This is a genomic window from Asaia sp. VD9 (genome assembly GCF_037150015.1).
Taxonomy (GTDB): domain Bacteria; phylum Pseudomonadota; class Alphaproteobacteria; order Acetobacterales; family Acetobacteraceae; genus Asaia.
In genome coordinates, this window is record NZ_JBBCQM010000001.1 from 207,821 (window position 1) to 233,683 (window position 25,863).

The 25,863-nt window shown below is 60.3% G+C and carries 22 protein-coding genes; 11 read left to right on the forward strand and 11 right to left on the reverse strand.

Features of this window, described 5'->3' with window-relative positions:
- The first annotated feature begins 23 nt into the window (after positions 1 to 23).
- The 3 genes from WFJ47_RS00950 to WFJ47_RS00960 are packed head-to-tail and all read left to right on the forward strand — an operon-like array spanning position 24 to position 3,544.
- On the forward strand, positions 24 to 1,289 hold the full coding sequence (locus WFJ47_RS00950; protein WP_336760258.1) for a pitrilysin family protein: 1,266 nt from the start codon (positions 24 to 26) through the stop codon (positions 1,287 to 1,289).
- On the forward strand, positions 1,286 to 2,629 hold the full coding sequence (locus WFJ47_RS00955; protein WP_336760259.1) for a TldD/PmbA family protein: 1,344 nt from the start codon (positions 1,286 to 1,288) through the stop codon (positions 2,627 to 2,629). Before WFJ47_RS00950 ends, WFJ47_RS00955 begins: the two co-directional genes overlap by 4 nt.
- A gap of 9 nt (positions 2,630 to 2,638) precedes the next feature.
- The gene (locus WFJ47_RS00960; RefSeq protein WP_336760260.1) at positions 2,639 to 3,544 is read left to right on the forward strand and encodes a TIM44-like domain-containing protein; all 906 of its coding nucleotides are present in this window, start codon (positions 2,639 to 2,641) and stop codon (positions 3,542 to 3,544) included.
- Positions 3,545 to 4,832: 1,288 nt separating this feature from the next.
- On the opposite strand, the gene WFJ47_RS00965 is transcribed toward WFJ47_RS00960, so the two are convergent.
- The 3 genes from WFJ47_RS00965 to WFJ47_RS00975 all read right to left on the reverse strand — a co-directional run bounded on the left by WFJ47_RS00965 (position 4,833) and on the right by WFJ47_RS00975 (position 7,846).
- A complete protein-coding gene (locus tag WFJ47_RS00965) occupies positions 4,833 to 5,792 on the reverse strand; it encodes a heme o synthase (RefSeq protein WP_127101281.1) in 960 nt (319 codons plus the stop codon).
- Positions 5,789 to 7,006: a hypothetical protein gene (locus tag WFJ47_RS00970; RefSeq protein WP_336760262.1), complete on the reverse strand. Its 1,218-nt coding sequence runs from the start codon at positions 7,004 to 7,006 to the stop codon at positions 5,789 to 5,791. Before WFJ47_RS00970 ends, WFJ47_RS00965 begins: the two co-directional genes overlap by 4 nt.
- A 117-nt stretch (positions 7,007 to 7,123) precedes the next feature.
- Positions 7,124 to 7,846 carry a class I SAM-dependent methyltransferase gene (locus tag WFJ47_RS00975; protein WP_127101285.1) on the reverse strand — a complete coding sequence of 241 codons (723 nt, stop codon included), beginning with the start codon at positions 7,844 to 7,846 and terminating at the stop codon, positions 7,124 to 7,126.
- Positions 7,847 to 8,104: 258 nt separating this feature from the next.
- On the opposite strand from WFJ47_RS00975, the gene WFJ47_RS00980 reads away from it, so the two are divergent.
- Entirely contained in the window at positions 8,105 to 8,347 is a 243-nt protein-coding gene (locus WFJ47_RS00980) for a hypothetical protein (protein WP_336760264.1), read from the forward strand.
- A gap of 9 nt (positions 8,348 to 8,356) precedes the next feature.
- Here the strand turns inward: WFJ47_RS00980 and gshB are convergent, their stop codons facing one another.
- The 4 genes from gshB to uvrB form a co-directional block, all read right to left on the reverse strand.
- Positions 8,357 to 9,337, reverse strand: a complete 981-nt coding sequence (gene gshB / locus WFJ47_RS00985) for a glutathione synthase (protein WP_127101289.1) — start codon at positions 9,335 to 9,337, stop codon at positions 8,357 to 8,359.
- 137 nt (positions 9,338 to 9,474) lie between these two features.
- Complete coding sequence (gene greB, locus WFJ47_RS00990; protein ID WP_336760266.1) at positions 9,475 to 9,972, reverse strand: transcription elongation factor GreB; 498 nt, start codon at positions 9,970 to 9,972, stop codon at positions 9,475 to 9,477.
- On the reverse strand, positions 9,965 to 10,858 hold the full coding sequence (locus WFJ47_RS00995) for an aldose 1-epimerase (RefSeq protein ID WP_336760267.1): 894 nt from the start codon (positions 10,856 to 10,858) through the stop codon (positions 9,965 to 9,967). Before WFJ47_RS00995 ends, greB begins: the two co-directional genes overlap by 8 nt.
- Positions 10,855 to 13,071: an excinuclease ABC subunit UvrB gene (gene uvrB, locus WFJ47_RS01000; RefSeq protein WP_336760637.1), complete on the reverse strand. Its 2,217-nt coding sequence runs from the start codon at positions 13,069 to 13,071 to the stop codon at positions 10,855 to 10,857. The genes WFJ47_RS00995 and uvrB overlap by 4 nt, the downstream gene beginning before the upstream one ends.
- Positions 13,072 to 13,150: 79 nt before the next feature.
- Here uvrB and WFJ47_RS01005 point away from each other — a divergent pair, with 79 nt between their 5' ends.
- From WFJ47_RS01005 to glpK, 4 genes are all read left to right on the forward strand, one after another.
- A complete protein-coding gene (locus WFJ47_RS01005; protein WP_336760269.1) occupies positions 13,151 to 13,921 on the forward strand; it encodes a DeoR/GlpR family DNA-binding transcription regulator in 771 nt (256 codons plus the stop codon).
- A 118-nt stretch (positions 13,922 to 14,039) separates the two neighbouring features.
- A complete protein-coding gene (gene glpD, locus WFJ47_RS01010) occupies positions 14,040 to 15,662 on the forward strand; it encodes a glycerol-3-phosphate dehydrogenase (RefSeq protein WP_336760271.1) in 1,623 nt (540 codons plus the stop codon).
- A 43-nt stretch (positions 15,663 to 15,705) separates the two neighbouring features.
- Positions 15,706 to 16,602: an MIP/aquaporin family protein gene (locus tag WFJ47_RS01015; RefSeq protein ID WP_336760273.1), complete on the forward strand. Its 897-nt coding sequence runs from the start codon at positions 15,706 to 15,708 to the stop codon at positions 16,600 to 16,602.
- Between the two features lie 80 nt (positions 16,603 to 16,682).
- Complete coding sequence (glpK, locus tag WFJ47_RS01020; protein WP_336760275.1) at positions 16,683 to 18,218, forward strand: glycerol kinase GlpK; 1,536 nt, start codon at positions 16,683 to 16,685, stop codon at positions 18,216 to 18,218.
- A gap of 42 nt (positions 18,219 to 18,260) precedes the next feature.
- On the opposite strand, the gene WFJ47_RS01025 is transcribed toward glpK, so the two are convergent.
- Positions 18,261 to 18,776, reverse strand: a complete 516-nt coding sequence (locus WFJ47_RS01025) for a DUF2938 family protein (protein ID WP_336760277.1) — start codon at positions 18,774 to 18,776, stop codon at positions 18,261 to 18,263.
- Between the two features lie 537 nt (positions 18,777 to 19,313).
- Here WFJ47_RS01025 and WFJ47_RS01030 point away from each other — a divergent pair.
- From WFJ47_RS01030 to WFJ47_RS01040, 3 genes are read left to right on the forward strand one after another with little or no spacing between them, the layout of a single operon-like run.
- Positions 19,314 to 20,567 carry an SMP-30/gluconolactonase/LRE family protein gene (locus WFJ47_RS01030; RefSeq protein WP_336760279.1) on the forward strand — a complete coding sequence of 418 codons (1,254 nt, stop codon included), beginning with the start codon at positions 19,314 to 19,316 and terminating at the stop codon, positions 20,565 to 20,567.
- On the forward strand, positions 20,564 to 21,727 hold the full coding sequence (locus WFJ47_RS01035) for an L-dopachrome tautomerase-related protein (RefSeq protein WP_336760280.1): 1,164 nt from the start codon (positions 20,564 to 20,566) through the stop codon (positions 21,725 to 21,727). The genes WFJ47_RS01030 and WFJ47_RS01035 overlap by 4 nt, the downstream gene beginning before the upstream one ends.
- Entirely contained in the window at positions 21,724 to 22,284 is a 561-nt protein-coding gene (locus tag WFJ47_RS01040; protein WP_336760281.1) for a DUF1440 domain-containing protein, read from the forward strand. The genes WFJ47_RS01035 and WFJ47_RS01040 overlap by 4 nt, the downstream gene beginning before the upstream one ends.
- Positions 22,285 to 22,408: 124 nt before the next feature.
- Here the strand turns inward: WFJ47_RS01040 and purU are convergent, their stop codons facing one another.
- The 3 genes from purU to WFJ47_RS01055 all read right to left on the reverse strand — a co-directional run bounded on the left by purU (position 22,409) and on the right by WFJ47_RS01055 (position 25,727).
- Entirely contained in the window at positions 22,409 to 23,293 is an 885-nt protein-coding gene (gene purU / locus WFJ47_RS01045; RefSeq protein ID WP_336760282.1) for a formyltetrahydrofolate deformylase, read from the reverse strand.
- A 928-nt stretch (positions 23,294 to 24,221) separates the two neighbouring features.
- Positions 24,222 to 24,641, reverse strand: coding sequence for a GNAT family N-acetyltransferase (locus WFJ47_RS01050; protein WP_336760283.1), 420 nt, complete (start codon positions 24,639 to 24,641; stop codon positions 24,222 to 24,224).
- Between the two features lie 12 nt (positions 24,642 to 24,653).
- Positions 24,654 to 25,727, reverse strand: a complete 1,074-nt coding sequence (locus tag WFJ47_RS01055) for a zinc ribbon domain-containing protein (protein WP_336760285.1) — start codon at positions 25,725 to 25,727, stop codon at positions 24,654 to 24,656.
- Positions 25,728 to 25,863 lie beyond the last annotated feature (136 nt).

A 25,863-nucleotide genomic window follows, 5' to 3' on the forward strand; every position in this document is an offset into this window, starting at 1 on the left:
GTTTTCAGGACCATCACCACTCGATGACCGATCCGATTACCGCCACCACCCTCCCCAATGGCCTTACTGTTGTCACCGAGAGGATGGAGCGCGTCGAAACCGTTTCCTTTGGGGCCTATGTCGCCACCGGCACGCGCAATGAAAGCGCCGAGGAGAACGGTGTCTCCCATTTTCTCGAGCACATGGCCTTCAAGGGCACGCAGCGCCGCAGCGCTGCGCGCATTGCGGAGGAGATCGAGAATGTGGGCGGGCATATCAACGCCTATACGGCGCGCGAGCAGACAGCCTATTACGTCAAGCTGCTGAAAGAGGATCTGCCGCTCGGTATCGACATCATCGGCGATATCCTCACACACAGCACGTTCCTCGAGCAGGAGGTCGAGCGCGAGCGCGGCGTGATCCTGCAGGAAATCGGCCAGGCCAATGACACGCCTGACGACATCATCTTCGACCATTTCCAGGAAACCGCGTTTCGCGATCAGCCCATGGGACGTCCGACCCTGGGCACCGAGCCCCTCATCGCCTCGATGAAGCGTGAATCGATGATGCGCTACATGCAGACGCACTACACGACACGCAACATGGTGATTGCTGCCGCCGGAAATCTGCATCATGAGGCCGTACTCGATCTGGTGCAGGAGCATTTTCGGGATCTTCCCGATCATCAGCCCCCTGCACGCGAAGGCTGTCGCTATCTCGGGGGAGAACACCGCGAATCCCGCGATCTCGATCAGGCCCATCTGGTTCTGGGCTTTCCCTCGGTCAGCTATAACGACCCTGCCTATCACGCCACCATGCTGCTCTCGACCGTTCTGGGCGGCGGCATGTCATCGCGTCTCTTCCAGGAGATTCGTGAAAAGCGCGGGCTCGTCTATTCCGTCTATTCCTTCGCCCTGCCTTTCCTCGATAGCGGGCTGTTCGGCATCTATGCGGGGACAGGCGAGCAGGAAGCCGCCGAACTGGTTCCCGTTCTGCTCGACGAGCTCAAGCGTATCGGTGACGGGATCAGCGGCGAGGAAATTGCCCGCGCCCGCGCTCAGGTAAAATCCTCGCTGCTCATGTCGCTCGAGAGCACTGGCAGCCGCTGTGAGCAGATCGCCCGGCAGATGCAGCTTTTCGGGCGCATCATCGACACCAGCGAGACCGTCGCGAAAATCGAGGCGGTAGATGAGGCCGCGATGATCGGCGCTGCCGAGCGCCTATTCCGCGCTCGTCCCACGCTTGCCACGATCGGGCCTGTCGGCTCCATCCCGTCTTTTGAGGCCATCAGCCAGAGGCTTGTCGCATGAGCATGGACCAGGAGCGCCTTTTCAGCCTGATCGACGCCGCAAAACGCGCCGGGGCCGACCGGGCCGACGCGCTTCTGGTCGCGTCGCGCTCGATCTCGGCCATGTGCCGCCAGGGCGTGCCCGAGGGGCTGGAGCATTCCGAGACGCTCGCGCTTGGCCTGCGTGTCTTCGTGGGCAAGCGCGCCGCCAATGTCTCGGCGACCGCACTCGATCCCAGCCGTTTCGCGGCCCTGGCCGAGCAGGCCGTCGCCATGGCGCGGGTTGTGCCTGAGGACGCCTATGCGGGCATCGTCGACCCGGATCGGCAGGGTGTCTATGACATCGCGAAGCTGGACATGGTCGATCCGACCGAAGCCCCCGGCCTCGATGCCCTGCTTGCCCGCGCACGCGAAGCCGAGGAGACCGCGCTCGGTATAAAGGGCATCACCAACAGCAATGGCGCCTCTGCCGGCTATGGCCGTATCGAGATCACCCTTGCCGAGAGCAGCGGGTTTCATGGTGCCTATGCCCAGACCAGCCATAGTAACGGCATCAGTGTTCTTGCCGGCGATGGACCCAGCATGCAGCGCGATTATGCCGGGCATAGCGCGCGCCATCTGACCGATCTGGACGGCCCGGCGCTGCTTGGGCGCGAAGCCGCCGAACGCGCTCTGGCCCGTATGAACCCGACCAAACCGCGCACCGGGTCCTTCCCCGTGGTCTTCGACACGCGGGTCTCGGCCAGCCTGCTCGGCCATCTGGCTGGGGCGATCAATGGCTCTGCCATCGCACGCGGCACATCCTTTCTTTCGGGCCATAAGGGCAAGCTTGTTTTTCCCGAAGCGCTCAGCATCATTGATGACCCTACCCGCCCCCGCGGCCTGCGCTCCAAGCCTTTCGATGCCGAGGGCGTACTGCCCAGCCCTTTCGCCTTTATCGAAAACGGCGTGCTGCAGGACTGGATTCTGGACGGGCGCTCAGCGCGTCAGCTCGGTCTGGTCAATAATGGCCGAGCCTCACGCGGCGTCGGCGGCCCTCCCTCTCCCGCAGTCGGGAATTTCTACCTGACGGGCGGCACGGGCTCGCGTTCGGCGTTGATGGAAGACATTGTCGAAGGCATCTACGTGACCGAGATGATGGGCTCTTCCATCAATGGCCTGACCGGCGATTACAGCCGTGGCGCTTCGGGTTTCATGATTCGTCATGGTCAGCTTGCGGAACCTGTCGCCGAGTTGACCATTGCAGGTAATCTCATCGAGATGTTCGCGGCGCTCCGTGCCGCCGATGATCTCGTCTTCCGCCATGGTGTCGATGCCCCGACGCTGAGGATCGACGCCATGAGCGTTGCCGGAAGCCAGTAAGGAGTTTTCATGTCACGCCGCCTGTTCCGCGCCTCTCTTCTGCTTCTTGCCCTTGTCCCGCTTCTGGCCGCCCCGGCCGACGCGCGCCCCGGTGGCGGTCGCTCCATGGGAAGCCGGGGAAGCCGCACCTATTCCCCCCCACCCATGACCCAGACCGCGCCTTATCAGGCGCGTCCCATGGAGCGCAGTTATGCCCCATCATCCCCCGCACCGGGCTATAGCAACCCGATGCAGCGTCCGATGGGCCAACCCTATGGCTTCGCGCAGCGGCGCCCCTTCATGACGGGTTTTGTGGGCGGTCTGTTGGGGGCCGGGCTGTTCGGCATGCTGTCCGGCCACGGTTTCCTCGGTGGCGTGGGCGGGTTCGTGTCTTTCATCGGGCTGCTGTTCCAGATCGCACTGATCGGTTTCATCATCGTGATGGTCCTGCGCTGGCTCGGCAATCGACGCAGCGAGGGCAGCGCGGCTCAGGGCGGCCCTGCTTTCTCGAATGGCGCAGGCGCTCCGACCGTGACACTCAGCAATGCTGATTACCAGAATTTCCAGCAATTGCTGCTGGATATCCAGGCGGCCTGGAGCGCGCAGAACATGCGTGCCTTGTCCAGCATGGCAACGCCTGAAATGGTATCCTATTTCAACGAGCAGCTGGCGGATTATGCCAGCCGTGGCGCACGAAACATCGTCTCGGATGTCCAGTTCATGCGCGGCGATCTTTCCGAGGCATGGCGCGAGGGCAACCTGACCTATGCCACAGTCGCCATGCAGTACTCGCTCTATGACGTGACGACCGATCAACTCGGCAATGTCATTGATGGCAGCCGTACAGAGCGACAGGTGGTGACAGAGCTCTGGACCTTCGTCCGTGCAGACGGACGCGGGAACTGGGTACTCTCGGCAATCCAGCAGGTCGGATGATCCCGTCCGGCAGGGGGAATTACTCTCCGCCTGCCGGCAAGGTGCCCATCAGGCATGCGCACCCTCTTACAAGGCGCAGCCCGAGGCGATTGCTTCAGCAAAGCGCAGGCGTCCCTCTTGGCGCTGAAGCGCGTACGGGTGAAGGGTCTGCCACTGCGCCCCACACCGTCTTCGGCATGTTTTGATCCGCTCATCGCGACACGTCGGATGGGTCGATACGCTCACGCTACAGGATCCATCGGGATCGGAAGCGTCGCACTTTCCCTTTATCAGCTTGCCCGCATTGCCGCGACCCGCGTTTCTGGTGATACGCCATGAAATGCCAGCCTAGATCGAACCCCGAATGCGGCAGTCTCCACCGCGAAACCCTTTGCCCTCCCAGTGCAGACGGAAAGCAGGGGCGATGGGCGTAGGCTCACCGTGAGGACGACGTCGACGATCACGCGCTCAGCTCTAGCGCGGCATCGTGACCAGCACGACCACCGTGATCCCCAAGGCGCTGGTCTCGGAGACACGCCGCGACAGTAGTAACGGCTTGCCGCTGATCGCTCTCAGCCAGTCAATTCTGGCATGATTGACCAGCGCATCGCGCAAGCTGGCCAGCTTGTGGGCACCGACAATGCTCTTCTGATCGGTGAATCCACGAAGAGATCAGTCATGATGACCAAGGTTAAAAGCAGGGATGGCCATTAAGATCCTGCGACGACCTTTTAGCTTGCTCGATGGCCTTTGCCGACGCGAAACTGGCCCTCAGGTTTCAGCACATGCGTGAACGGGCAAAGACGCCTCGGTTCAAGGGAGCGCGGGTGCAATCCCGCAGTCTGTCTCGACGCGCTTTCCCTGGCTTCTCAGCGCGGCATTTGAGGAAGCGCCCACGTGCCTATCTGCTCATATGACGTATGACACCGACAAAGGCCATGTCGAAGCGCAGCGGATACAGCATACGACACCAGTCGAAAGCGAGGGACCAGGGTTCAGCTTGTGCTTACACCATCGCTGTCACACGCTTTATCAGCGTTCCAACTGACCGGTCCGCGCGCGACCGACGCGCAGAGGTGACCGGAAAGCCCGCCATCTGGACACTCCAGAAAATGGCTGCGGTCGCAATGCGCTGATGCTGGAGGATATCCGCTCGAGATAGCTGTCCCCTGGCAGGAAGCCCGGTTTGGAATCGGGAGAAGTCAGAGACGCAGATAGGTCAGGGCAAAGAGCGAAAGCATCACCAGGGAAAGTCCGCACAGAAGTCCCATGATCCGGCCCTGCTGGCGGGTGAGCGCGGTCTCTTTCTTCATGGGAATAGCACCCGATCAATCAAAAGCGCGGAAAAGAGAAAGAACAGATAGGCAAGCGAATAGCGAAACGCGTGGCGCGCGGGCTTGTCTGCCGTAAGGCTGACACCTGTTTCATCCTGCTTGTCGAAAAGAACGCGCAGGGCAAACCAGACAAAACCCAGACCAAGCAGCGTCGCACTGATCGTGTAGATGGCACCGCACAGCCCAAGTACGGAGGGCACAAGCGAGACTGCCATGAGGATGAGCGTATAGGCGATAATATTCCACCGCGTGTGGCGTGCACCTTTCACCACGGGCAACATGGGTATACCCGCCTTGGTGTAATCCTTGCACGCGTAGAGCGAGAGCGACCAGAAATGCGGGGGGGTCCAGAGGAAGACGATCGCAAACATCACGACGGGCAGCACATTCATGGTGCCTGTGGCCGCAGCCCAGCCGATCATGGGAGGAAAGGCCCCTGCTGCTCCGCCGATCACGATGTTCTGTGGCGTGCTGCGCTTGAGCCACATCGTGTAGATTACAGCATAGAAGAAGATCGAAAACGCCAGAATGCCCGCGGCGAGCGCGTTACTGGCCAGCCAGAGCAGCGCGACGGAAGCAAGGGAGAGGACGATACCGTAAATCAGCGCGCCATCGGCATCCATACGCGCATCGGGGATGGGCCGAACCGAGGTGCGCTTCATGATCGCGTCGATATCGCGATCGTACCACATGTTGATCGCTCCTGCTGCCCCGGCGCCGACGCAGATACAGAGCATGTCAATCAGCCCCAGCGGCACAGACGGCCATTGCGGAGCAACAGCCATGCCCGCCACGCCAGTGAAAACCACCAGGGAGATCACGCGCGGCTTTAAGAGGGCGAGCCAGTCCTTGAGCGTGGCCCCCTGCTGACGGTCGAAGGAGAGCACCTCAATCGCGGGATCGCGCCCTTCGACAAACCCTTGCGACGCGCTCATAAGTGGTCATCTCCAAGAGCTGCACCAAGTTGCGCCTCGGCGTATCTCCGGCGTGGAGCCATCAACCTCGCACCCAGCACGGCGACGCAGAACAGCGAGACAATCATCGCAGCCTCACCGACATGCTTCACCAGTGGGAAAAGCGGCATCATGGCGAGGACGGAGAGCCCCATGGCGATCAGGTGAATGCGGCCGAGCCATAGCGGGGCAGCGATAGCCAGGTCCTGCTCCTGCCAGCGATAATAGCAGCCGAACAGGGCAAACACCGCCCCGAACAACATGGCAGAGTGAAAAGCCTCGGGAGGCGCCGGCAGCAGGCCCAGTACCCAGCCTGTCGAGAGCAGCAGCAACGCCGGAAAACTCCAGGCAAACGCGATGCTGGGGGCAAAGCTGCGACGCCACAACGACACACAGATCATGCCCATGATCGCAAAACAGGGCAGTGCGACACCCAGAGTCAGTAGCACGGCATTATCCAGTCCGGGGACGGTAATGCCATGGGCCCAGACCACCGGGACGCCCAGAGCGGGTATCGCCATTGCCAGAGGCACGGATATCTTGAGGCGCGTTGAATGAAAGGCGACGAGATTGGCAATAGCCCCGAGCGCCAGTTGTATCACCAGCGCCAGAACCGGGCTCTGTACCTTGCCGAGCCAGTATTGCACGGTGGTAAACACGGCGTGACCCGCGACCAGATCATGAACCAGCCCCGCCAGCAGCACCGGCGCGACGACGATCAGGCCGAGTGATGCCAGAAGCTGCGACCAGGCGAAAGGCGACAGATCGCGGAACCGTACCATCCGGCACTCGAGGCATTTCACGATCGTCGACGAGGCCAGCAAGACGATGCCAACAACCCACAGAAACAAAGCGCCAATGAAAGCATCCGGCGAGCGCGCGCCGCAGATTGCACAAAGGGCGCCCGCGAAAAGCGCCGCAAAAGCAATGCGGTCGAAACGGATCATCAGGGAAGGAAGGGAATTCAGTTCCCCGGGAAGGACGAGCCTGCCCATACCGCCGAGGAAGGCGGGGATAAGAACGAACAGATCGAGAAGCAGGCCATGAGCCAAAGCGTGAAAAGGTCCCGCTTCCTGCGACACAAGCCCCAGAAAGCCACCAGCGAGGCCACAGAAAAGCGCGAGACCGAGAAAGGCCGCCCCGTCAGCGCGTAGTACGGCACCGCGACGGGGTTTGGTAGTCGGCGTTTGTAACAAGACCCGTTCCTTATTCTGTCGCTGGATCGTGATCCAGGCGGCTCCCCAGTCAGCACGCAGCTAAGGGAAGCCTCTCAAGCAAGGCCAGTCTGGTATGAACTGTCGGGCACGTATGTGTCAGGCAACCAGGGCCGTCGCTTCCTTACTATCCTTCTCGAGCGGCAAAGTCACGAGCGTAAACAGGCCAGCCGGGGGTACGGGGGTTATGGTCGCGCGGCTCAGATCCTCGGGAGGCAGGAGCGATTCCATCGCGAAATCAGGGTGCCAACCCAACGAACGTGAGGCACGGGCCATGCCCCGCTCGACGGCGAGGCGCACACCGCCTGTGGCCAGGAAATGGTTCACGAAAAGGATGTGGCCACCGGGCTTGACCACGCGCTTGAGCTCGCCCAGCAGACGACGCGGGCTCGGAACGACCGAGGCGACGAACATGGCCACGGCAATATCGAAGCTGCCCGCCTCGAAGCTGGTTGCCTCTGCGTCCATTTCGAGCAGATCATCGACATTGCCGAGCTGCTGATTGATGACGCGCTGGCGCGCACGCTCCAGCATGGCCTCGGACAAATCGATCCCAGTGATATGCTTGTCGCGATTGTAATGTGGCAGGGCGAGCCCCGTACCAACACCCACTTCAAGGACGCGCTGTCCCGGCAGGGCATTGACTGCGGCAACCGCCCGACGACGCCCGAAGGCCGATATGCCGCCGAAAACGGAGTCGTAGACCCTGGCCCAGCGGCGATAGGCTGCGCGCACGGCATCCGCGTCCAGTGCGGAGCGGGGGCGCGGATGGGCGTCATCCAGGGAAGCATTGGGATCGATCAGGGGGTCCGGTCGTGTCATCAGGCTTTGTTCGTCTGGTCGCACAAAATCATTCATTACGTCCTGATACCTGCTTCAAATCCGCACTGTTGGCTAGGGGCGTTCATAGAGCGCCTGACCTTAGCGAGTTCGGGCAGGCAACGCGTTCTTCCCCCCGTCTTACCCGATCTCGGGGGCACTGACGAGGGCTGGTTTGCAATTCGTCATGCCACGCGTCTAGAAAAGACGTCAGATTGCATCAAGACCCGTCATGACCAATCAAGAAAGAATACAGTCTCGATGTCGTATTCCAGTATCGCTCTTTTCCTGCTGACTCTCGCATTATGGCTTTCGATCTTCATCGTGCATTACAAAAGCCGCATCAGCGAGTGGTACCAAAACCGCTTCGGCGCGATACCCCCGTCCGCACTTCCCGATGATAGCCTGCCGGAGATCTCCCTCCCTTTCCGTTACGATCCCCCTCCCCGTGACAAGGAGGAAGATCAGAAAGCGCCTGAATCACAGGAAGATAAAACGTCCTAGGGAGACTGATCAGCCCAGACGGCGCTCGATGGCATCCCAGACCAGCCCGGCGCTGTTGACCCCGTTGAACCGATCGAGTTCCTGCAGTCCGGTCGGAGAGGTCACATTGATCTCGGTCAGCCAGTCGCCGATCACATCAATTCCGACAAAGATCAGGCCATTGTCACGCAGATGTGACCCGATACGCGCACAGATCTCCTGATCACGCTCGGTCAGGGCCACCGCCTCGGCGCGTCCCCCGACATGCATGTTCGACCGCGCCTCGCCTGTCGCAGGCACGCGGTTGATGGCTCCGATCGGTTCGCCATCGACGAGGATGATGCGCTTGTCTCCCTTGCGCACCATGGCCTCGTAGCGCTGGATCATGAGGGGCTCGCGCGAGCGGCTGAAATGCAGTTCCAGAAGTGAGGCGAAATTCTCGTCCCCCTCACGAATACGGAAGATACCAGCCCCGCCATTGCCATAGAGCGGCTTGAGGATGACATCGCCATAGCGCTCCCGAAATTCCGTGAGCGCGGTCACGTCCCAGGTGACCAGAGTGGGGGGCATCAGGTCAGGATAATGTGTGACCAGAAGCTTTTCCGGTGCATCACGCACCGATCGTGGGTCGTTGACAACCAGCGTCTTGCCTGTACCCACACCATGAACATGCTCGAGCATATGGGTGGCTGTGATGTAGCCCATGTCGAAGGGCGGATCCTGACGCATCAGCACCACATCGGTTTCGCCGAGATTGAGACGCGATACCGGACCGAAGCTGGCATGATCCCCTTTGACGCGCTGTACTTTAACCGGACGCGCCATGGCCGAGACCCGACCGCGATGCAGTTCCGTCTCAGCGCCCCCTTCACCGAGGCAAAGCGTGTCGACAGGATAGACATGCAGCTCATGACCGCGTCGCTGCGCCTCGAGCATCAAGGCAAAGGTCGAATCGCCGTCAATATTCACGTGTTCCAGCGGATCCATCTGCACGGCTATTCTGAGCGCCATCGGCTCGGTCCTTTCGGTATTTGAATTCATCGTGAGGGGATCAGGCCCCAGGCCCACAAGATGGGCTTTATCGTGATCAGGTCTAACAGAGGTCGCGCCGCTTTCCTACGCCGGGCATACCGTGCCCGAACGTGCAGCTAAGCGGGATAGGCAATTGATAGAATTTCCAGCATCACGGCGCCTCCCGGCGTCTGAAGACTGACTTCGTCCCCCACGCGTGCGCGCATCAGCGCGCGCGCGACAGGAGAAACCAGGCTGATCTCGCGCCGTGTCAGATCCGCCTCGTCGCACCCGACGATGGTGACGTCATGCGTCACATCGTCCTCATCGACATAGGAAACCTGCGCGCCGAAGAAAACGCGATCACGCGTGGTCTGCGTGGCAGGATCGATAATTAGCGCGTGTTCAAGACGCTTGCTCAGAAAACGCGCCCGTCGATCAATCTCACGCAGACGACGCTTGCCATAGAGATAATCGCCATTCTCGGAGCGATCTCCATTTCCGGCAGCCCAGGAAACGATCTCGACAATCTTCGGGCGTTCCACCTGCATCAATTCGCGCAGTTCCTCGCGCATCCGGGCTGCCCCCAACGGGGTCAGATAATGAGAGAGAGAGGTCCTGCTGTTCTCACCCACGCTCTTCGACCACCCGATAGTGAATGATACCAGAGATGCGTTGGCCCGGAGCGAGCACATGCACCCCATTCTCCAGTATATCGGGGTGGTTGACCCCGTTATTCATGTTCGTTACGGCCTCGACTGCGACGAAATTTTTCTCGGGCGCGGTAAAGACGACGAGATGCTGAAAAACGGGGTCCGCCTCGATGTCTAGGCTATACCCGGCTGACGGGTAGGCCAGCCGAACCCTCCCCTCCCAACCCGAGAAGCAGTTATCGACCCGGGCCTCTCCCACTAGACGGGCAGGATCGAAACACCATGCGCCCTCGCATGATTTCTGGTCGGTGGGCAACATGTCAGGGCCGTTCTCCCAGAAAAAACGCGCCGCAAAATTGAGGGTCATATCCTCGCTGCGCGCGAAAAACGGATGGTATCCCATCCCCACAGGCTGGGAGCGCGTATCGCGGTTGGCCAGAAGGATCTCGACGCTGAGCCCTGTGCGATGCAAGACAAACGAAAGGACCGCCCGATAGGCGAAGGGCCATTGTGCCGGGTCGTCTCCCTTGGCCGGATCATGATCGAGATAGAGTATGGCGCGCTCGGCATCGCTCTGGGCGACAGACCAGACCCGCTCCCAGCCATTACCGTGGATCGCGTTGGGCTCGGCGCCGAAATTCCGCGCAAGTGTATAGTCCTGCCCCTCGAAGCTGAATCGCCCGCCCCCGATGCGGTTGGAGAAGGGTACCAGCGGATAGCCTGCCACCGGTGTGTTCTTCTGCGCCGCCAGGTTCGGGTCTGCGGTCGGCACCAGAAGGTCACGCCCGCGCAATCGCCAGAATGCAAGGCTCCCCCCGAGAGAAGGCAGCACTCCAAGATGGGCCTCACCCAGTTTGAGCTCGATCATCCTGTTTTCCTCCTGCCGCCGCGCTTCTTGGCCGGGTCATACCCGCCGCCGCCCGGTCCGAGGGGTCGCGGCGTTTTGTCCTTGCTTCTGAACCCGCTACGCCCTGCGGTCGAACTCGGCAAGGGGGGCGGCTCCAGCCCCAGATCGATCGCCTCGAGACGTTTGATCTCGTCACGCAGACGTGCAGCCTGCTCGAAATCGAGATCCGCCGCTGCGGCGCGCATACGCTTTTCCAGATCCTGGATAGACGCAGCGAGAGATTTACCGACGAATTCCTGCGTGTCACCTGCCTCGTCGGGACCAACGGTCACGTAGTCCTGCTCAAACACAGAGGAAAGGGCGTCGCCTATGCGCGAGCGCACAGTCTGTGGCGTGATGCCATGGGCCTCGTTCCACTCAACCTGCCGCGCCCGTCGTCGTGCCGTCTCCTCGATCGCGAATTCGAGCGAGCCGGTCATCTTGTCGGCATAGAGCAGCACCCGCCCATCGACGTTACGCGCGGCGCGCCCGATCGTCTGGATCAATGAGGTCCGGCTACGCAGGAAGCCTTCCTTATCGGCGTCAAGAATGGCTACCAGCGCGCATTCAGGGATATCGAGACCCTCTCGCAGAAGGTTGATGCCCACAAGCACATCGAAAGCGCCGAGACGCAGATCGCGTATGATCTCGATACGCTCGAGTGTATCGACGTCCGAATGCAGGTACCGAACCTTGATGCCTGCCTCGCCCAGATATTCTGTCAGATCCTCGGCCATGCGTTTGGTGAGCGTCGTCACCAGCACACGCCCACCCGCGGTAATGGTATCACGTGCCTCAGCCAGAAGATCGTCCACCTGACCCTCGACCGGACGCACAATCGTCACAGGGTCGATCAGTCCGGTAGGCCGAATGATCTGCTCAGCGAAGACACCGGAAGTACGCTCCATCTCCCACGGACCCGGCGTTGCGGAAACGAACACACTCTGGGGTCGGAGCGCCTGCCACTCCTCGAATTTCAGGGGGCGGTTGTCGAGGCAGGAGGGCAGCCGGAACCCATACTCGGACAGCACGGATTTGCGCGCATGGTCGCCACGTGCCATGCCGCCAATCTGGGGCACCGTCACGTGGCTCTCATCAACGATCAGCAGCGCATCCTCTGGCAGATATTCGAAAAGCGTCGGGGGTGGGTCGCCTGGGCCTCGGCCGGAGAGATATCGGGAATAATTCTCGATGCCTTTGCAAGCCCCGGTGGTCTCGATCATTTCCAGATCGAAGATGGTGCGCTGCTGCAGGCGTTCCGCCTCCAGCAGTTTCCCCGCCGCATTGAGCTCATCCAGACGCTGGCGCAACTCGGCCTTGATGCCAATCATGGCCTGATTGAGTGTCGGACGCGGCGTCACGTAATGCGAATTGGCATAGACGCTGATTTCGGAAAGATCGGCCGTCTTGTTGCCTGTGAGAGGATCGAACTCCGTGATCGCCTCGATCTCGTCACCAAAGAGCGACACGCGCCACGCACGATCCTCATTCTGGACTGGGAAGATATCGATCTGCTCGCCACGCACGCGGAAGGTACCGCGTTCAAACGACGCGTCATTGCGTCGATATTGCAATTCAACCAGCGCCTTGATCAGACGATCGCGGTCAATACTGCCCCCCGCCTCTAGCTTGACCACCATGCGTGAATAGGTTTCGACTGAACCTATGCCATAGATGCACGACACCGAGGCCACGATGATGACATCGTTACGCTCAAGCAGCGCCTGTGTGGCGGCATGGCGCATCCGGTCGATCTGCTCGTTGATCTGGCTGTCTTTCTCGATATAGGTATCCGAGCGTGGCACATAGGCTTCGGGCTGATAGTAGTCGTAATACGAGACAAAATATTCGACCGCGTTGTCAGGGAAGAACTGCTTCATCTCCCCATAGAGCTGCGCAGCCAGCGTCTTGTTGGGCGCCAGAATGAGCGTCGGCTTTTGCGTCGCTTCGATGACCTTGGCCATAGTGAAGGTCTTGCCCGAGCCTGTGACGCCCAGCAGAACCTGATCAACCTCCCCGTCATTGACGCCCTGCGTCAGCTCCGCAATGGCTGTCGGCTGGTCGCCAGCAGGCTCGTATTCGGATTTGACCACGAGACGCCGCAGCTTCTCCTTTGCCGGCTGACGTTCGGGTCTGAACCCCATGAGACGGTGCTCGGGGATCGCTTCCATCGTGGATCGTGTTGCTGTCGCCATGGCTGAGAAATGGGCTTTCGGTCGGGCTGTCACAAGAGCGGGATTGAAGGCGTCAACGCCCCATGACAGACAGGGGTTCATGACGCAGGAAATCCTCACCTCCCCCAGACACCGACAGATCGTAGCCCTCGTTCAGGCGCATGGCTTCATGTCCAACGAGGATCTCGCCCTGAAGCTGGGAGTCACGGTCCAGACCATCCGGCGCGATCTCAATCTTCTGTCGGAAACCGGGCATGTGGCCCGCTATCACGGGGGCGCGAGTCCGGCCTCATCAACCGAGAATATCGCCTATGGCGAACGCCAGACCCTGCACTCCCGCGCCAAGGACGCGATCGGCGCCCTGGCGGCAGCACTCATCCCCGATGGCAGCTCCCTGTTCATCAATATCGGCACAACGACCGAAGCTTTCGCGCGGGCGCTGACCGGGCACCGGGATCTGCACGTCATCACCAACAACCTGCATGTCGCGGTCGCGCTCTCACCCAGAGCGGATTTCCGGACCGTGATTGCGGGTGGGCTCGTACGCCCGCAGGACGGTGGAATCATCGGTGCCGGGGCCACGGAGTCCCTCTCGGGATTTCGGGCCGATTTTGGCGTGATCGGCATCTCGGGCGTTGAGGAGGACGGCACCTTACTCGATTTCGATCTGGACGAGATTCAGTGCGCTCGGGCCATCATGCGCCATGCAAGACGGGTGATCCTGCTTGCGGACCACACCAAGTTCACCCGCAAGCCCGTCGGGCGGGTTGGCGATCTGCGCGATATCGATGATTTCGTTACAGATAGGATGCCCAGCGCAGAATTTCGAACCAGCCTGTCGGTCGCCAATGTGACATTGCATGTTACATGACCCGATTAATGGGCAACATATAACACGAACACGTTATTCATAACGTTTGTTGTTCGTTTTTTTTCGTTTTCGTTCTATTGAAGCCTTCGCACTCGTCTGAAGCGAAGGATGCTCTCCCATGACCGACCAGAGCCGACCGGATCGACCCCGACACGATCAGGAAGGAAACCCGCCCACGACGCTCTATGATCTCCTCGTGATAGGCGGCGGTATCAATGGTGCGGGCATAGCCCGAGACGCCGCAGGGCGTGGGCAGAAAGTGCTTCTGGTCGAAAAGGATGATCTCGCAAGCCACACCTCCTCGGCGAGCACCAAGCTCATCCATGGCGGGCTGCGCTATCTCGAATATTACGAGTTCCGGCTGGTGCGCGAGGCGCTTTACGAGCGTGAGCGCCTGCTGAAAATCGCCCCGCACATCATCTGGCCCCTGCGTTTCATCCTGCCCCACTCCGCAATGCTGCGTCCGGCCTGGCTGCTGCGCACCGGCCTGTTCCTGTATGATAATCTCTGCCGCACAATGACCCTGCCCAAGACGCGCAGTCTCGCCTTGCAGAAGGAAAAGGCCGGTCAGATCCTGCGTCAGGATTACGTGCGCGGGTTCGAGTATTCGGATGGCTGGGTGCAGGACAGTCGGCTGGTCGTTCTCAACGCCCGGGATGCCGCTGATCGCGGCGCCGAGATCTGCACGCGCACGAGGCTCGTCTCTGCGGAGCGTCACAAGGAGTACTGGGCAGCCACGCTGGAAGAGGTACTGACCGGCGAACGCCGACGCGTCCATGCACGTGCTCTGGTCAATGCGGCCGGTCCCTGGGTGGCTGAACTGCTCCAGGATCGTCTGTCGATCGAGAGCCGCAACAATGTGCGCCTGGTCAAGGGAAGCCATATTGTTGTGCCGCGTCAGTTCGAAACCGACCAGGCCTATATCTTGCAAAATCCCGACCGTCGCATCGTGTTTGCCATCCCCTACGAGACCGATTTTACCCTGATCGGCACAACCGATATCCCCTGGGAGCAGGAAGCGAACAAGGTCTCGATCAGCCCGGACGAAATCACCTATCTCTGCGAAAGCGTGAACCGCTATTTCCGCAAGACCATCACGCCTGATGATGTCGTCTGGAGCTATTCGGGCGTACGCCCCCTCTATGACGATCATTCAGGCAATGCCTCGGCGGTCACGCGGGACTACAAGCTCGATATCGATCATGACGGTGCCCCCGTGCTCTCGGTTTTCGGCGGCAAGATCACGACCTATCGCAAGCTTGCCGAACATGCGCTCGAAAAGCTCTCCCCTCATCTCAGGGGCCTTCCCGTCACGTCATGGACCGCAGACAAGCCCCTGCCCGGCGGCGATTTCGCCCGCGGCAGCTTCACACGACGCGTCGATGCGCTCACGCGTCGCATCACAGGCCTGTCGCATCAGACCGCTACACGGCTCGTGCGTAATTACGGCACGCTGGTCGATACCCTGATCCTACCCGGACAGAACGCAGAACTTGGCCCGCATCTGGGCGCGGATCTCTACGGATGCGAGGTCGATTATCTGATCGACCATGAATGGGCACGCAGCGCAGACGATATTTTGTGGCGTCGCTCCAAGCTTGGGCTTCGCCTGCAACCCGGCGAGACCAGGGCCCTGCAGGACTATATCGACAGACGCCTGCACCGTAACAGCGCGGACGCCGGTGCACCTCCCATCACCGATCCAGCACCGGAAACAACCGAAGGCGGCGTGGCCGCCTGACCTTCTTCCCTCCCCCCATCCTCTGGCTAGCGGACATATTCTCATGTCAGAAAGAAAACGCTATCTCGGCGAACTGATCTCAGAGTTCATCGCCGTCACGATCATCATCATCTTCGGCGACAGCGTCGCCGCAATGATCGTGCTTTATGACCCGAACCCTTATCAGAACGCCTATTGGGGCGTCGCCATTGTCTGGGGGCTGGGGGTCACCATCGCCATCTACGCCACGGGGGCCGTCAGCGGCACACATGCCAACCCCGCCGTCACGCTTGCGCTCGCGCTCTATCGCGGTTTCTCCTGGAAGAAGGTCCTGCCTTATTGCACCGCTCAGGTCCTTGGCGGCATTGCAGGCGCGGCCATCGTCTATCTGAACTTCCATCCGGTGATCGATCATTACAACATGACCCATCACCTTACCCGTGCAGGGGATGGAGGGGCTGCGGGCGTCTTCTTTACTCATCCTGGCCTTGCGGTCACGGCCATGCACTCCTTCGTGGTGCAGATCGTGCTGACCGGGGTGCTCGTCTTCGGCATCTTCGCCATCACCTGCCAGTATAACACGCAGGCCCCGCAGGCGAATTCCGGAGCGCTCATCATCGGGTTACTGGTTGCAGCCATTGGCGCCTCATCCGGATATCTGGATGCCTGGGCCATCAATCCGGCACGTGATTTCGGTCCGCGCACCTTCGCATTTTTCGCCGGATGGGGAGCCTCGGCCTTTCCGGCACCCCAGCATTACTGGTGGGTGCCGATTGCAGGCCCCCTCGTGGGCGGCGTGATCGGAGCAGGAATCTACCAGTTCACGCTGCGCCCCTTCATGCCGAACTACAATCCTGAACAGGCCAAACCCCTGACGCCAGTTCTGACCGAGCCTGTCGCGTCCCGCACCGCGACCGGCAGTTATCCGGCCGCTGGGCCTCAGGCAACGCCCGTTCCCTGAAAGCACTGACCAACACCGTTCTGCCTGACACTCCTCCCTATAGCAGGGCGTGCCCGAGGCGCGCCCGATGGAGCAACATCATGACCCAGAAGACCCATATTCTTGCCATCGATCAGGGCACGACCTCCACCCGCAGCATCGTGTTCGACAACAGGGCCCGCACGCTCGCCCTGTCGCGCCGCGAGTTCAAACAGCATTACCCCAATCCCGGCTGGGTAGAGCACGATGTCGAGGATATCTGGAGCGACGCGCTCACCACAGCGCGCGAGGCCATCGCAGAATCGGGCGGCGTGGAGAAAATCGCGGGTCTGGGGATTACAAGCCAGCGTGAGACCGTGGTGATCTGGGAGCGGACGACCGGCAAGCCCGTGCATAAAGCCATTGTCTGGCAGGATCGTCGCACCGCGTCTTTTTGTGCCGAACTCAAGCGCGATGGCGCCGAGGAACTGGTACGCTCCAGAACGGGTCTCCTTCTCGACCCGTATTTCTCGGCCAGTAAGATCACCTGGCTGCTCGATAATGTTGCGGGACTGCGCGAGCGAGCAGAGGCTGGCGAGCTCGCGATGGGCACGATCGATTGCTTCCTCCTCTGGCGCCTGACGGGTGGGAAGACGCATGCGACGGATGTCACCAATGCGAGCCGCACCGCCTTGTTCAATATCCACACCCAGGAATGGGACAAGGAGCTTCTGAAACTGTTCCGCGTCCCCGAGGCGCTGCTGCCTGCACTGTGCGACAATAGTGGCGCGCTGGGCCTGACCGATCCGGAGCTCTTCGGTCAGGCCATTCCCATCGGCGGCATGGCGGGCGACCAGCATGCCGCGCTGGTCGGTCAGGCCTGCTTCAAGCCAGGCATGGCCAAGGCGACCTACGGCACGGGCTGCTTCATGCTGCTCAATACGGGGGAGAAACCGGTCACATCGCATCACAGGCTGCTCACCACGATCGGCTACCGCATCAACGGCAAGACCACCTATGCGCTCGAGGGCTCGATCTTCGTGGCCGGGGCCGCCATCAAATGGCTGCGTGACGGGCTGCATCTGATCACCCATGCCTCGCAGACCGATGACATGGCCACCCGTGTACCTGACAGCCATGGCGTTTATATGGTGCCCGGCTTCGTGGGGCTTGGCGCTCCGCATTGGGACCCTGAGGCACGCGGACTGATCTGCGGCCTTACTCTGGGCTCGACCGAAGCCCATATTGCCCGGGCCGCGCTGGAATCCGTAGCGTATCAGACCTATGATCTGGCGCATGCCATGCGCGAGGATGGCGCGATGCAGGCCCAGACCTTGCGGATCGACGGGGGCATGTCGGCCAATGACTGGTTCTCTCAGTTCCTGGCCAATATTCTCGATACCGAGGTGCAGCGCCCGGTCGATCTGGAAACTACAGCACTTGGAGCGGCCTTTCTGGCCGGTCTCGCAACAGGCGTGTGGCAATCTCTCGATGAGGTTGCCACCACCTGGGAGGAAGAGCGCCGCTTCGCACCGCGGATCGAGCCCGGACTGCGTCTCGAGTTGCTGCGTGGTTGGGAAGATGCGGTGAGGCGCACCCTGACGCCTGCGCCCACTCCCTCAGGCAGCAGCGTCAACCGTCATGATCGCGCTGCCTGAGTAACATTCCCCGGCAGGGCACGCCCTGCCGGGACCGGCACCTCAGATGAGGGAAGCCAGAGCGAGCGCCGCCGCATATTGACCGACGGTAAATACCGCATGGGCCAGAAGAACAAGCCCGTAGAGCTTCATCGGATTGGGCGTTTTCAGCCCCAGAAACCCGCCCCCCATGCCCGGCACCATGAGCGTCAGACCTGCGATCGTAGTCAGCACAAACCCGATAAGAATGACCGGCATCAAGCTCGGGGCGGCCACGTAGCCCACTCCCCAGAAGAGCGGCAGCATCAGCGCGTAGGCGCAGCCCACGGCGTAGTGGAAGATCCATCCCAGCCCATGCTCGCCCGGTGTGTAGAGACCATCCGTATTGGGCGAAAACACCATCCGTCCCCTCCCCATCCCTACCAGCCAGTGCCCGACGGCGCCCCAATTGGTGCGACCGATACCGGTAGCGCGCTCCAGTGCCACGGCGTAGAGATCCAGAACCAGCGTCGAAACGACACCGACAACAAGCGTGAAGACGAGTATCGCCTCGACAGGCTGAGACATGAGAGCGTTCATGAGCGATGTTCCTCAGAGGATCGCCCCTGCGCGATCCGGGCGCACTGAATGACAGATCCCTGACCGAGCAGCCAGATCTTCCTCCCCCATGCCAGGAGGGACGCGCGCAATAGTGATCACGCGCCGCATGGCGCAAGCGCTGGGCCGTCCTGGTGGTAGCGATCCCGCGGGCAGTCACACAGCTTCCCGGTTTCGGAACAAGACACCTTCCCTGGACCGCGCCCCCCCTGCGCGCGACAACACATCGCCCGGTCTGCCGGCAAACAGGACCGCGGACCTTGCCATCTACGTCAGGCAGGCCCGCAGAACGGTATTGCGACATGCCTTTACTGAAACAGTCGCGCGCATGCTGATCAGATTTACTGATCGACCCATTCAACGTTGTTCATAGTGGTGACGCGTCTTTCATTATAACGTGATCAATAACACGATAATAACAAACCGTTCTTCATCTCCAGCGCTCCTTCCCTATGACAGCGCGTCCCCTGGAGCCCGAGCCCTTGCTGGGTCAATGTTTCTCTGGAGCGCGTCCTCACCATGAAAGCCCCGCCCATGACCCCGACGCTGCCCGCTCCCGCCCACTGTTCGAGACGTCACCTCCTGAGATTGGGCGGGGCAGCCCTGGGCGGCGCGGCTCTTGCCCCGATCCTCGCGCCGATCGAGCGCGCACGCGCCGCACCATCGGCAGATTCCGTAATCGCGCCACCCAGCGTCGTGAGTTCCCCACCCCGTATCTGGGGGCCCGAGGCCCCGGTGGCGTTCACGCCCGACCCGGATATCCTGTTTTACGATCCCTCATTTTCGACGGTCATTCTCGATAACGCGCCGCTCGTTCAGGCCTGGAAGGGGAAGACGCTCTGGCTTGAAGGGCCGGCATGGTCCAGCGACGGGCGGTTTCTCATCACGAGCGACGTGATGGGCAGCACCCAGTACCGCTACCTGCCTGAAGAGCGCTGCATGACGGTGTTCCGCAAGGAGAGCTATCACTCCAACGGCAATACCTATGACCGCGAGGGGCGTCTGATCACCTGCGAGCACGGCATGCGTCGCGTCATTCGCTGGGAGCATGACGGACGCTGCACGATCCTGGCCGAGAGCTTCGAGGGCAAGCGGTTGAATTCGCCCAATGATATTGTGGTGGATGCCCAGGGCGGCATCTGGTTTACCGATCCGCCCTATGGCGACAGACTCTGGGAAGGGCATCCCGATGCACCCCAGGACGGCAAGTCGGCCAAGGGCAATCTGACCTGGAATCTCGATCTGGAGGCGACCGAGCAGATTGGCGGTCAGGCAGGTCAGGAAACCCATGTGTTTCATCTTGATCCGGAGACCCGCAAGCTCACCAGTGTACTCACAGGTGCTGAGCTCTCCGGGCCAAACGGGCTCTGTTTCTCACCCGACCAGAAAACGCTCTATATCGTCTCGAGCGAGAAGGGCGCGCGCGGCCCCAAGGGCGGCGGCTATCGCAATATCTATGCCTTCGACGTGCAAAATGCTGCCCTCTCGAACCAGCGTGTCTTTGCTGACATGACCCTTGCAGGTCAGAAACTGATGCCCGATGGCATCAAGGCCGACCGCATGGGCAATCTCTGGGTGGCGGCCAATGGCCCGCTCGGGCTGTGCGGCGTGTTCATCTATAACCCCGCAGGCAAGATGATCGGGCGACTGCGTCTGCCGCGCAGTGTGTCCAACCTTACGTTTGGGGGTACGCAGCGCGATCGCCTGTTCATGTGTGCGGAGAATACGATCTTCACACTCGACGTCGCCACGCAGGGAGCCGGATTGTCATGACCTCTTTTCTCAAGACCCTTATGCTTTCAGCCTGCATGGCTGGCGCAGGGCTCGCTCCTTTCTGCTCAAGCCCAGCCGCTTACGCCGCGACCTCGGCCTCCCCGGAACAGCCCGCACTCGAGGTGGTCAAACGTTTCCCGTCCGATTTCAACATGATCGGCGTGGGTGTGTCCCATTCAGGCCTCGTCTATGCCTCTGCCCCCGCCACCATGAAGCGCTACAGTGCCAGCGTTGTCCGCATCGATCCCGAAACCGGCGCGCTCGTACCATTTCCGGACGCCAACTGGAACCGGTTCGAACCGAAGCCGATCAATCGCGAACTCTGGGTTTCTGTCCCCGCGCTCTGGGTGGATGACGCGAACCATCTATGGGTACTGGATTCCTCTCTCCCCTCGGTGGACCAGAAGATCCTACCACCCAAGCTGGCAGAGTTCGATGCCGAGACAGGAAGGCTGATCCAGATCTATCATTTCGGGCCTGACATTACCCCTGAAGACTCCCTAAACGACGTACGCGTGGATACCCACACACGTACGGCCTACATCACCAATGAATGGGGGCGTGGCGGGCTGGTGGTGATGGATCTCGATACGGGCGCCTATCGTCTGGTGCTGGCCAACACACGTTCAGGCATCGCAGACCCGGAACAGCATCTGCATATCTATGGTGAACTCGCCCGTAAGAAAGACGGCAGCCTGCCTGTCACACAGGATGATGGCATTGCCCTCTCACCCGACCGCGCATGGCTGTATTACCGCCCGCTGACCGACCATCATTACTGGCGCATCGCGACGGCCGATCTGCGCAACGCCCATCTGAGCGACGCCGATCTGGACAAGAAAGCACAATATCTCGGCCAGTCCGTCATGAGCGGCGGGATAGAAATGGATGCCTGCAACCGGCTCTGGGTGGGCAATATCGAAAATCACGGGCTCTATGCCCTGACGTTCCCGGAAGGAGCAAAGACACCGCAGACACAGAAGGTTTACGACAATCCTGACGTGCTCGACTGGGCAGACGGCTTCGCGATCGCCAATAACTGGCTCTACATCTCCGACTCTCGCCTCGACGAGATCGCCTTCAAGAACAGTCGCCCCCTGCGCGGCGCAACCGCGATCTATCGCCTGTCTCTGCCACCCTGCCCGACTCAGAAAAAATGACCTTCAACAAAAACAAGACGGACAAGGCCCTGCTGCTTCCCGCCCTATGGGCGGGATTTGTCGGGGGAAATCTCTCCAGCTTCGTGAAATGGGGCACGGAAGTCCCCCTGCCACCCCGCACGCCGGATCGCGCCAGCCCGCCCGCCGAAATGCTTCGCGATCTCGGTGTGGATGTCGACCATCTTACCTATGTCTATTCCGGGCATATCGTGCCCGGCGGCGTCTTGATGGTGCACCACCTGTTCTCGATTTTCTTTGCCCTTCTCTATTGCGTGCTCTGGCTCCGTTTTCCGCGCATCGCCATGGGACAGGGCGTGGTATTTGGCCTGGTCGTGACACTCGTCTTCCACGGCATGGTGCTGCCCGCAGGACACTGGGCGCCAGCGTTGTGGAACCTCCCGCGCGCCGAGATTTTTTCCGAGACAATCGGCCACATGCTCTGGGCCTGGGTCATTGAACTGATGCGCAGGGAATTGATGCCGAGCGCTTTTGCCGATGTCAGGCGCGACACAAAGCGCGAACCCGTTGCGCCGGTCTCGGATCAGCAAGCCGCCTGAATGGCGGCGTCTTTTAGGCACGCGACCTGCCTGCGTCCGTGAAGATTCGCGCCATCGATACTCAACGGGCAGGCAGTGGTGACCTCCGGTCAGCCCTGCCATTCGCCGAACGCGTCAAGCCTGATCAGCCTCGCAAGGAAGACGCATAGGAGCCGGGACTGGCCGGGAAGACAATCGTCTTCCTGCCGCTCAGGAAGACACGTCGATGCGCATGGGCATGAATGGCGCGCGCCAGAACCTGGCTTTCGACATCGCGCCCCAGCGCCACGTAGTCTTCCGGTGACTGGTTATGCGACACACGGATGATATCCTGCTCGATGATCGGCCCTTCATCCAGATCGGCCGTGACATAATGAGCGGTCGCCCCGATGAGCTTAACGCCCCTCGCATGCGCCTGATGATAGGGATGCGCTCCCTTGAAGCTCGGAAGAAAGGAGTGATGGATATTGATCGTGCGCCCCGAAAGCTGCTGGCACAGATCATCGGAAAGAACCTGCATGTAGCGGGCAAGCACGACGAGATCGGCACCCGTCTCTCGGATGATGCGAAGTTGCTGCGCTTCTGCCTCTGCCTTGTTCTCTTTTGTCACGCGTATGTAGTGAAACGGGATATCGTGGTTGACGACGAGCTTCTGGAAATCCAGATGGTTTGAAATGACGGCCACGATATTGATCGGCAACGCACCGAGACGGACCCGATAGAGAAGATCATTCAGGCAGTGCCCGAAGCGTGAGACCATGACGACGACATTGAGCAGTTCTGCCTCATCGTAGAAAACGGCTTCCATGCCGTATTCTGCCGCCAGCGGCGCGAAATCACGCCGAAGTTCTTCGAGCGACGCCCCGGTTTCGGCAACGAAGCTCGTGCGCATGAAAAAGCGATTGGTCTCGCTATCGTCAAACTGGGCGCTGTCGCTGATATTGCAGCCCTTACCGGCGAGATAGCCGGAAATCACGGCAACGACCCCGCGCCGTGCCTCACAGGTTACCGTGACGCAGTAACGGCTCATCCCAGTTCCTCTCGTATCGATCAACAACTCTTGCGTTCAGCACCTCATACATTGCTCGACGGCGAAGCCCGGGCAATACCAGCGCGCCATATTCTTTCCTATCGGCCCACGCGCTGTCTCTACTTTGCGACAAAAAACGGCGCCGGAATCCATCTGTCACCGGTCGCAGACGGAATCTGATGCGATAACGCCATGACATGATGAAGCAGACGTGACTGCCCCTAGATGAAGGAAAGAGAGATATTACCCTTTTGCGGAAAGGGATCTGAAATGGGCGCGGATTTCCACATAACAAGGGCCGATCAATGGTATTTCAGCGAAGAAAATCCGATCACCGCAGAAGAATGGCTCGCTTATGTCGACCAGGATTCCGAACTCACACTAGACCCCAGAAATTGAGAGTACCACGCCTTATGGTCTGGCGATTCCGCCTATGATGAGCCATGGCTGGACTGGTGTTCAGGTGAAATATACACGAAATGGCCTGACACTTTCCTCTTCAGAAAGATGTTCCGGATCGCGAGGGATCTGAACGCAAGAGTAGTTGACGACGAAGAACATCATTATGTCGATGAAAAAGAGTGGGAATTTGATCCCGTTAGACGCTCAAAGAATGTTGAAACCCCAGCTCAGAGCAATTCGGAACCCCGAAAGGGTTTCATTGGCTGGGTGAGGCGCCATTTCATCGACCTCAAGGACTTCTGACAAAACAGGTTAACCCCCAACGGATTTCCGCTCGAACCCCCGTCAAAAGCTTTCTGCCAGAGGCGCCTGCGGACTTGTTCACGACTGCGCTCGCAAAAGGATTTCAAAACTGCTTGTTGCGATTCGGGAACGAAAATAATCCGATACAGAGTTCATTATCGAATTTCCCAGGTAGCGTTTCATCGTCTACCTGCCGAATTCCCGGTAGGTCGGAAGAACTGCGTTATAGCTCGAGAGCCATACGCTGGTGCTCGATAGGCCCCTTGAAGAAGACAGCGCCCATCGGGCTCATGCCGAATTTTCTGTAGAAACCGAGCGCGCTGCTGCGGGCGTCGAGTTCGAGGCGGTTGGCGCCGATTTCCCGGCAGGTCCTGATTGCCTGGGCCATAAGCTGCGTGCCGATCCCTTGCCCCTGATACGCTGCCGCCACCGCAAATTTGCGCAGCTGGATCAGATCGGGGCCGATCGGGCAGAGTGAGAGACAGCCGATCAGATGCTCACCCCTGAACGCACCGAGATGCGTTGCTTCGGGGTCCTGCGGAACGCGGCATTCGTCTTCGGTCAGGCTGGGCCAAAGAACAGTGCGACGCAGCGGCAGGCAGGACTCGGTTGTGATCCGGGTGATGTGAATGGGGTCTTCCATGATCTTTTCCTTCTAGAGCACCGGAACTGCTGATGGGCCGGAAGTCCTGTCTTCCGCATGGCCGATATCTTCACTGCCACAGCTCATGCAGAAACGGTTGAACGCGATGTTCCTCGTCTGACAGACACCGCAATGCTCATAGAGCGTCAGACCACAGTGAACGCAAAAATTTGTGTCCTGCCTGTCAACAAGAACCAGAGGTCGATCGCAATCAGGACAGGTCTTGCGGTCTAGCTTCGCGTAGGCCTGCGCCCGATCGACGCGCTGGCGCCGTTCTTTCTCCGATTCCGCTTCCGCCGCGCGGCGTCGGGCCAGATAGGACTGCATGTTCCGTATGAGCACGACACAGACGAGCACGGTCAGGAGTGCGCCAACCCCGTAACGGATATAACCGCCATAGCTCGGCAGATAGGGCACCAGCTCGACGAAGAACGCATAGAGCGAGGCCAGCACAAAACCACGATAGAGCGGCCAATACTGGCTCTGTCGCTTGCGCATGACGAGCCAGGTCGCCAGCAGGAGCAGCGGCAGGGTGAAGGCGAGTCTTATGACGAACACCCTGAGCTGCGCCCTGAGAACGGCACGCTGGAACACAGGACGATACGCTTCCTCTACGCCCTCCCTATCGCTGGTGAGCTTCGCCTTGGATGTGTCATAGGCGCGGCGACGTTGATCGAGCGCCTCGATCTTGCGCGTGACCTCGTGCTCCGCCTGCTGCAGACGCTCAAGTGCCGCCGTGCGCGCCAGAAGCTCGGTGTCCTGACGGGGGTCGGTCGTCGCCTTGCGTGTTTCAAGCCAGGTCTGAAAACCCTCACGTGCGTTGCGCGTGGCGCTCTGCGCAGCCTCCAGAGCAACGTCATCGATCTGGCGCTCAGCTGCAATCGCGGCGCGCTCGTCACGGAGCGTTGCCTGGCGCTGAATCATTTCAGCCGGATAGACAGGCTCATACGCAATATGACCGGCCTTGCGCGGAAGATCGTTGATAACGAGGCCGCCCAGCCCCACCAGGAACAGGGCGAAGACCGCCGAGACCGCCCACATTGCCAAAGCATAGAGCCGCTCAGGCAGACGATTTCCTTTTTTCATTATTCTTCCAATCATCGCAGCGCTTGGGCGGGATTTCTGACGTGAGGGAAGCGCGATCTGACCGGCACGTCAAATTGCAGCCGCGTGATCGCAATTGCTTATCGTGAAGCGAGGTCCTATCAACGCCCCCTCTCCC

Bases quoted from the DNA above. Each gene is read 5' to 3' on its own strand.
- WFJ47_RS00950 (WP_336760258.1), top strand. From the start codon at position 24: ATGACCGATCCGATTACCGCCACCACCCTCCCCAATGGCCTTACTGTT.
- WFJ47_RS00955 (WP_336760259.1), top strand. From the start codon at position 1,286: ATGAGCATGGACCAGGAGCGCCTTTTCAGCCTGATCGACGCCGCAAAA.
- WFJ47_RS00960 (WP_336760260.1), top strand. From the start codon at position 2,639: ATGTCACGCCGCCTGTTCCGCGCCTCTCTTCTGCTTCTTGCCCTTGTC.
- WFJ47_RS00965 (WP_127101281.1), bottom strand. From the start codon at position 5,792: ATGAGCGCGTCGCAAGGGTTTGTCGAAGGGCGCGATCCCGCGATTGAG.
- WFJ47_RS00975 (WP_127101285.1), bottom strand. From the start codon at position 7,846: ATGACACGACCGGACCCCCTGATCGATCCCAATGCTTCCCTGGATGAC.
- WFJ47_RS00980 (WP_336760264.1), top strand. From the start codon at position 8,105: ATGTCGTATTCCAGTATCGCTCTTTTCCTGCTGACTCTCGCATTATGG.
- gshB (WP_127101289.1), bottom strand. From the start codon at position 9,337: ATGGCGCTCAGAATAGCCGTGCAGATGGATCCGCTGGAACACGTGAAT.
- WFJ47_RS00995 (WP_336760267.1), bottom strand. From the start codon at position 10,858: ATGATCGAGCTCAAACTGGGTGAGGCCCATCTTGGAGTGCTGCCTTCT.
- uvrB (WP_336760637.1), bottom strand. From the start codon at position 13,071: ATGGCGACAGCAACACGATCCACGATGGAAGCGATCCCCGAGCACCGT.
- WFJ47_RS01005 (WP_336760269.1), top strand. From the start codon at position 13,151: ATGACGCAGGAAATCCTCACCTCCCCCAGACACCGACAGATCGTAGCC.
- glpD (WP_336760271.1), top strand. From the start codon at position 14,040: ATGACCGACCAGAGCCGACCGGATCGACCCCGACACGATCAGGAAGGA.
- WFJ47_RS01015 (WP_336760273.1), top strand. From the start codon at position 15,706: ATGTCAGAAAGAAAACGCTATCTCGGCGAACTGATCTCAGAGTTCATC.
- glpK (WP_336760275.1), top strand. From the start codon at position 16,683: ATGACCCAGAAGACCCATATTCTTGCCATCGATCAGGGCACGACCTCC.
- WFJ47_RS01025 (WP_336760277.1), bottom strand. From the start codon at position 18,776: ATGAACGCTCTCATGTCTCAGCCTGTCGAGGCGATACTCGTCTTCACG.
- WFJ47_RS01030 (WP_336760279.1), top strand. From the start codon at position 19,314: ATGAAAGCCCCGCCCATGACCCCGACGCTGCCCGCTCCCGCCCACTGT.
- WFJ47_RS01035 (WP_336760280.1), top strand. From the start codon at position 20,564: ATGACCTCTTTTCTCAAGACCCTTATGCTTTCAGCCTGCATGGCTGGC.
- WFJ47_RS01040 (WP_336760281.1), top strand. From the start codon at position 21,724: ATGACCTTCAACAAAAACAAGACGGACAAGGCCCTGCTGCTTCCCGCC.
- purU (WP_336760282.1), bottom strand. From the start codon at position 23,293: ATGAGCCGTTACTGCGTCACGGTAACCTGTGAGGCACGGCGCGGGGTC.
- WFJ47_RS01050 (WP_336760283.1), bottom strand. From the start codon at position 24,641: ATGGAAGACCCCATTCACATCACCCGGATCACAACCGAGTCCTGCCTG.
- WFJ47_RS01055 (WP_336760285.1), bottom strand. From the start codon at position 25,727: ATGAAAAAAGGAAATCGTCTGCCTGAGCGGCTCTATGCTTTGGCAATG.